The 6,000-nt window shown below is 42.4% G+C and carries 3 protein-coding genes and 1 rRNA gene (1 of these 4 running past the window's edge); all 4 read right to left on the bottom strand.

Annotated features, from left to right (window positions below; all coding sequences use genetic code 11):
• Positions 1 to 333: ribosomal RNA gene (locus JMN12_RS00395) — 16S ribosomal RNA — on the bottom strand; its annotated part reaches 1,071 nt to the left of the window's first position; the annotation flags it as partial.
• Between the two features lie 264 nt (positions 334 to 597).
• Positions 598 to 1,014, bottom strand: a complete 417-nt coding sequence (locus JMN12_RS00390; protein ID WP_203136111.1) for a hypothetical protein — start codon at positions 1,012 to 1,014, stop codon at positions 598 to 600.
• Between the two features lie 127 nt (positions 1,015 to 1,141).
• The gene (locus JMN12_RS00385) at positions 1,142 to 2,941 is read right to left on the bottom strand and encodes a DUF5689 domain-containing protein (protein ID WP_203136109.1); all 1,800 of its coding nucleotides are present in this window, start codon (positions 2,939 to 2,941) and stop codon (positions 1,142 to 1,144) included.
• A 298-nt stretch (positions 2,942 to 3,239) separates the two neighbouring features.
• Complete coding sequence (locus JMN12_RS00380; RefSeq protein ID WP_203083002.1) at positions 3,240 to 5,957, bottom strand: TonB-dependent receptor; 2,718 nt, start codon at positions 5,955 to 5,957, stop codon at positions 3,240 to 3,242.
• Between the last annotated feature and the right edge of the window lie 43 nt (positions 5,958 to 6,000).

Raw genomic sequence — 6,000 nt, 5'->3', positions numbered from 1 at the left:
AGGAGTCTGGTCCGTATCTCAGTACCAGTGTGGGGGACATCCCTCTCAGAACCCCTATCTATCGTCGCCTTGGGGAGCCGTTACCTCTCCAACTAGCTAATAGAACGCATACTCATCTTTTACCGCCGTAGCTTTAATAAGTGCACGATGCCGTGCTCTTATACCATAGGGTATTAATCCAAATTTCTTCGGGCTATCCCCCGGATAAAAGGCAGATTGTATACGCGTTACGCACCCGTGCGCCGGTCTTAGCCCGAAGGCTTCTCCCTCGACTTGCATGTGTTAGGCCTGCCGCTAGCGTTCATCCTGAGCCAGGATCAAACTCTTCATCGTTAAATTCTTTTATTTCTTTAACCGATTTGTTTTTTTGTAGTGGGCGTATGCTATACGCCCCTACGAATTGACTTCAGGTTTCACTCGATTCTTTAAATCTTTTTTGTGCTGTACAACATTATGTCAATGTACGTGTTGTTTCTTATTTTGAGACCGTGTTTTGTCTCATTTGCGGGTGCAAAGGTACGGCGTTTTTTTAAACTAGCAAATTTTTTGTGAACTTTTTTTATGATTTTTTTAATTTATTTTTTAAGTGGTTGAGAATCAATAGAGATTTACAAGAGAATCTCGGTGAGACTCCGAGGTGTCGGAGGGGTGCGAGCTGTGCGGGCGGGGATGGGAGGGGTGGGAGAGAAACTCGGAGGGACTGGGAGAAACTCGGAAGGACTGAGAGGGGTGAGAGTTTTTTTCGGGGGGTGTGAGTGATAGGAGTGGTGGGAGGCGGTGGGAGCGGTGGGGGTTAGAGAAAGAGAGGGGGGTGATGGGATTGGGTGGTGATGAAAGTGTGGGAGTTGTGCGGGCGGATAGGGAATTAGGGAAAGAGAGGGTGGTGGTGGGAGCGGTAAGAGCGGTGGGAACTGTGGGAGGGGATGAGAATAAAAGGGGCTGTCCTAAAAGTTTTTCTTGAGGGGGCGTTTGCAGCACATACCCAGCTATCGCTGGCTTTCCTACATAACACACTCTAAAAGTGATTGATTATCAGTGCTATAGACTTTGTCAAAGTTTTGCGACTTTGACAAAGTTTATGATGCAAAAGCGATTTTTAGACTTTTCGGACAGCCTCTTTTTAGGTAAGAAAAAATGTTTTTTATTGTATTTCTACATCGCTATCTTTTATGTAGATGAGTTCGTAAATTTTTGCTCCTTTATTATCGATGTAGTCTTCGAACTTACCTGAAATAGTTACTTTTTGACCATCTTTTTTTAGACTATCAGTTTTTGCTTTTGAAATGCTAGCACTATTTGCTGGGAAAAGTTTTATTTTATTACCATCGGATAATGTGATGTAGGAATCTGTATATTTACCATTTTTTTGAGTAATAATAGTACCTGTAAGTTTTACATATTTACCATCGGCATAGTTAGCTATAGTGGCTGTAGAAGCATCTAAGGCTTCATAAGTGGGGGTAGCAGGGGCTTGACCAAAAGTTACATCTTCTGCTTTGGTATATTGAATTTGTTTTGTTCCATTATGTAGGCCAAAGGTTCCTTTTATAGTAACTTCGTAACCACCCATTGCAATTTTTTCTTTAGTTTCATTGATGTTTTTAGTACTGGAATAAACTTGTATTAAGGTGCCATCTCCTAATTTAAAATAGCCCTTACCTCCTTTAGATACTAATACACCGTGCATAGTAACAACTTTATTTTCTTCAAAAACAGCTACTGTAGCGGTACTTGCTTCTATAGTTTCTGCCGGTGGTTGTGGGTTGTTATTACCTGAGCCCCATACTAAATCACTGTCTTGCTCATAAGCGATTTGAAGCGTAGTATTATGTTTGCCAAAAGTACCTGTTACAGTAACTTCTTTGCCATTTACTTTGAGGTTATCTTTATTCTCTTTACTAATTTTACTGAAGTTTTTAGTGTACAATTGTATTTTGGTGCCATCACTAAAAAGAATATAGGCTCTGCTTCCTTCTACCTTAAGATTACCGTGTAGTTTTACCTTTTTACCTTCTACGAAGTTGGCGGCTGTAGCGGTACTGGCTTCTACAGTTTCAACGGTTGTATTGGTTTGAGTATTGGTTTGGGTACCGGTAGAGGTGCCTCCGTTGACTACTATATCAGCGTAGTTGCTAATCATAAACTGCCAATTTTGACCGTACTTTGTGAGTACTCCTGTGATGTTTAAGGTACCTGAAGGTACTTTCTCATCTTTGAACTTGGCATAACGGTTGGTTCTGAAGGGGATGGTATTGCCTTGTGCATCGATGAGGGTGTAGTCTGTTCCTTGACGGGTATCATTGGCTTTTTGATGCATATTTTTACCTACATCTTCCGTTTTGAAGTGTACTCCTTTAAGGGTGATGAGTTGGTTGATATTGGCTTCTACCTTTAATGTATTTATAGAAGTATCGGCTTTAGCGAGTTCGGCTAAAGTTTTACGCACACCTCCTTTATCGAAAAGGTGATTTTTAGCGATGGCTTCTGACATTCGTCCTACACTAGTTCTTCCGTTATTTGCTTGGAATATACCACTTCCAAAGTCGACTCCACCATTGTTTACTTGTGAGGTGAGTCCTTTGAGTCGCAATTGCACTTTGGCACCTAATGGGAAATCGGTATATAGACCTGTTTTATTGATAGCGACGGTAACTCCTTTGGTTTTATCTTCGTTTTGGATATAAATTTTTTGATAGAAGTTACCAGCTTCGTCACTGGAGATTACATAACCTTCGATTGCCTCGTCGGCTCCATAAGTAGTTACATTTGTAACGGCTTTACCTATGGCTGTATCGAAGCTTACTACCTGACCACTAAAAGGCGGTAGTGTTTTTTCGCCTTCAGGGTTAGGGATGTCATAATCGTCGTCCTTTACGCACGATGTAATTGCGAATAGCGACAATAGGGCTATCGCTGTGGGTTTTAATGCATTTAGTTTCATATTGTTGTTATTTATTAGTTTAGCCTCCAAACCTCCGAAGGGGGACAATCCGCAAAAGGGATTCAATGGGGCGATTTTTAATGTTACTTGTTACCTATTATTAATAGTCAAACAAAAATAGATTGCAAATAAGTTCACTTTTAAAGGCGCTTGTAAAACGAATTACATAACATACTTTATTTAAAAGTATTTGATTTTCAAGGTAATCAACTTTGCCAAAGGTCGTAGCACGACGAGCAATTAAAACTTTGGCAAAGTGTAGCGACACAAAATTTGCAAACCAATTCTGATTTACTATTTAGAGACTTACGGCTAAATTGAGCATATAGGTACGTCCGTAACCTACGAAATATCGGTTACCGAAAGAAGGGACTCCTTGGGCGTTATCTTGTAGCATTCTGCCATAGTTAGCCGTACGTGATTGTTCAAAACCTCCTGAAAGGAATTTGGTATCGAAGAGGTTGTTCACACTTGCCATTAGGTTGATATAGGTTTTCTTTACGCGCCAAGATTTACCAGCGACGAGGTTTACTAAGAAGACATCGTCTAAGCGTTCTTGTTTGAGGAGTTGACGAGCTTTATCGAGGTCGATATTAGAGTAGGGTGCTTTGGTAGCTGGGTCGATAAAGAACTGAGAGGTGCGGTTGAGGGCAGATAGCGATACGTAGTTTTGGGCTAAGAAATTGGCAGTGGCGCCTACCCACCAATATTTAGGATTTCGGTATTCCAATCCTAATGAATAAGCTTGTTGTGGCCCGCTTGGCACGTGGTAATTTTTCATTTTGACCTCGTCGATAGCTTTATTTACATCACCTGCTGAAATGTAGAGCGATGGATTATTGATATAGGTGTATTGCCCTATAGCAGCCACTGCTGTAAGTTTTACAGTAGGGTGCAATTGCGCTTCGGCACCCAATTCTAATCCGAAGTGGCGTTTTTTGATGCCATCGATGGTTTGTGCCACGAAATCTTTGTCGATTTCATCGGTAAGGGCGGTTTCGGTATAGAAGAAGTTAGTTTCGGCAGTGTTTTCAATCTCGGTAAAGAAGCCTGTGAGGCGACCTTTCAAGAAAGAGGAGCGCAATATATAGCTTGCATCGGCGGTGTAAGCCATTTCGTTTTTGAGATTAGGCAATATTCGATTGGAGTTGCGCACATTAGGATAGATATTGCGCAAGGATTGTGGGGTGTTGAAATAGCCTACATTGAGTTGCAAGAGGTGGCGACCAGTGAGGGCATAAGTAATTCCAGCTTTGGTACTTACCCCGTTTTGCACTTGCAAGGCGCCTTTGCCATACGAATCGCTGTAAAGGGGGTAGTTGTATTTACCCTCGCGTTGTACATCGGTGTAGTGATAACGACCAGCGATGAAGAGTTCGGCTTTTTTGAAGGTAAATTCTAATTGAGAGAAAGCCTCGGCTACATTGCTTTTTAGGCTATAGAAGTAATTCCATTTATCGCCTTTTTGTTTTTTCATATCTGCCTCATTGGCATCGTAAGGTTTGTTCTCGAAGTAATCGTAGTTCACAAAGTACTGACCACCGAGCAAGTCGTCGATTTCGGCGAAGTTATCGGAAGAGATATTGCGGTATACGAGTCCTGATGTCCATTTGATGAAGTCGTGAATAGGCATTGCAAAATTCACATTGGCAGAAAGGGTGCGTTCGCGGTTGATGTCGTTGCTCACTATAAAAGTACTGTGTTTATCGGCATTGTTATAGTTAGCATAGTACAAGTTTTCCCAATTGAGTTGAGAGTTAGCCAAGATATAGTTTTTTTGTTCTTCGGCGGCTGCAAAGTCGGGGCCTGCATTTTGGTTCAGGTAATAGCTTGGCATATTTTTATAATAGTTAGGTTCGGGGTTTTGGGCGTTCGCATAAGCGATGCGGGTATTGCCAATTTCGCCGAACTGATAGCCTAAGTCGATATTCAAACGCGTATTGTTTTTCAAATAGTTATATGAAAGAACGAAGATAGGTTCGGAGATGATGCGGTTGCGAGAGTTGCGTTTGTCGCCCATTTGTCTGCCCCAATAAGGGTTGTATTGGTAGCCGAACAAATCGAGAGCTTCTCGAGTGAGAGGAGAGCTTTTGCCGCGTTTTACGGGAGAGAAGAGTCCGATGAGGTTGAAGCTGTGATGATCGTTGAGTTGGTATTCAACGCCGCCAGAGAAAGCATAAGCGTTGTAGAGCGTTCCATCGACCCAAGTGCCTTGAGGGGCGAAGCGTCGGGAGGCGGATACCATAAACGACAAGCCATTGCGGAGTACACCTGAGTTGTAGGTAGCCATCAATCGACCGGTATAACTGCGGTTGCTTGCTGAAGAAGTAATGCGAAGCCCAGCGCGGTTGAGTGAGGGGCGAATGTTGATGTAGTTAGAGCCCATTAGACCGCCGAAAGTATAGTCGGATTTTGAGAGTCCATTGCTGTACTCTTGGTTGCGAGTGATGTCGTTGAGACCTCCCCAATTATTCCATTGGGCGCGACCATTTTCAAATCGGTTCATAGGGATACCATTGATGAGTACAGTTACATCTTTGGAATCGTAACCACGAGGTTTGAAGAAAGCAGAACTAAAATCGAAAGCTGCACGTCGCATAAACACATCTTGAGAGCTTTGCAAGAGGCCAGACATAGCATCGGCACCGCTCTCATCGTCTTCGAGTTCAGATTCGTTGATTACAGCCATTTGTTCGGATTCTTGAACTAAATCGGCTGTTAGGCTCACCTCAGGCAGTTGCTGAGTGATTTTCTCCCCTCCTACAGAGACTAATTGCTCTTGACGGGTATACCCATTAAGTGAATAGATGATAAGGTATTCGCCTTCGGGAAGAGAGAGGGCGTATTTTCCTTTTCCATTGGTAGTTGCTTGCCAAGCAGAAGCATTGACGTGTACTTTCACGCCTTCTAATGGCTTTTTGCTCAATTCATCTACTACCGTTCCTTCTACTCGCCATTGTGCAAATGCCGAAGCTGACATTAGCAAAAGTATGAACAAATAAAATTTCTTAAACATAATAAGGTTGATTTCTTGTATTAGGAGACAAAGGTACAACAAT

The organism is Capnocytophaga genosp. AHN8471 (assembly GCF_016806945.1).
Lineage (GTDB): Bacteria > Bacteroidota > Bacteroidia > Flavobacteriales > Flavobacteriaceae > Capnocytophaga > Capnocytophaga periodontitidis.
This window is presented reverse-complemented; position numbering and strand designations above follow the sequence as displayed.

Excerpts from the sequence above, each read along its gene's own strand:
- JMN12_RS00385 (WP_203136109.1), bottom strand. The coding sequence starts at position 2,941 with ATGAAACTAAATGCATTAAAACCCACAGCGATAGCCCTATTGTCGCTA.
- JMN12_RS00380 (WP_203083002.1), bottom strand. The coding sequence starts at position 5,957 with ATGTTTAAGAAATTTTATTTGTTCATACTTTTGCTAATGTCAGCTTCG.